This window comes from Streptomyces recifensis (assembly GCF_002154615.1).
In the GTDB taxonomy this organism is placed as follows: Bacteria; Actinomycetota; Actinomycetes; order Streptomycetales; family Streptomycetaceae; genus Streptomyces; species Streptomyces griseoluteus.
The window spans coordinates 1-572 of sequence record NZ_MUNH01000661.1; the positions used below are offsets into that span (position 1 = coordinate 1).

A 572-nucleotide genomic window follows, 5' to 3' on the forward strand; every position below is an offset into this window, starting at 1 on the left:
CACCGGAGAGCGGGGCCCTTCGAACAGGCCGCCCGCCCGTGATCACCGTACCCGCGCGCTGTCCCCGCACCACTCACCGGCACCGCTCCCGACCCCGGACCGCCCACCGGACGGACGCGCGGGAGGTGCCGGGCCGCCGAGGGTGGACGGCAACACCCATCGCGACCGGATACCCTTTGACCAGACACGCGACCATCCCACAACAGCACACGCGGCCGAGGAGTCACCCGGATGAGCACCACCCAGAGCGAGAGGCTGCGAGAGCTGCTCGAACCGCTCGTCACCTCCCAGGGGCTGGATCTCGAGGAGATCGCCGTCGACTCCGTCGGACGCAAGCGTGTGCTGCGCGTGGTCGTCGACTCCGACACCGGAGCGGACCTGGACCGGATCGCCGATGTGAGCCGCGCGCTCTCGGCGAAGCTCGACGAGACCGACGCGATGGGCGACCAGGCGTACGACCTGGAGGTCGGCACCCCGGGCGCCGAGCGCCTCCTGACCGAACCCCGCCACTACCGGCGCGCCGTCGACCGGCTGGTGAAGTTCCAGCTCGCCGACGGCGCCGAAGTGGTCGC

Annotated in this window: 1 protein-coding gene; it reads left to right on the plus strand. The window is 71.9% G+C overall.

Translation table 11 applies throughout. From position 1 onward, the window contains the following. Nucleotides 1-231 precede the first annotated feature (231 nt). Nucleotides 232-572: ribosome maturation factor RimP (gene rimP, locus CCN33_RS27925; protein ID WP_086696185.1), on the plus strand; the 341-nt coding region annotated here is incomplete at its 3' end.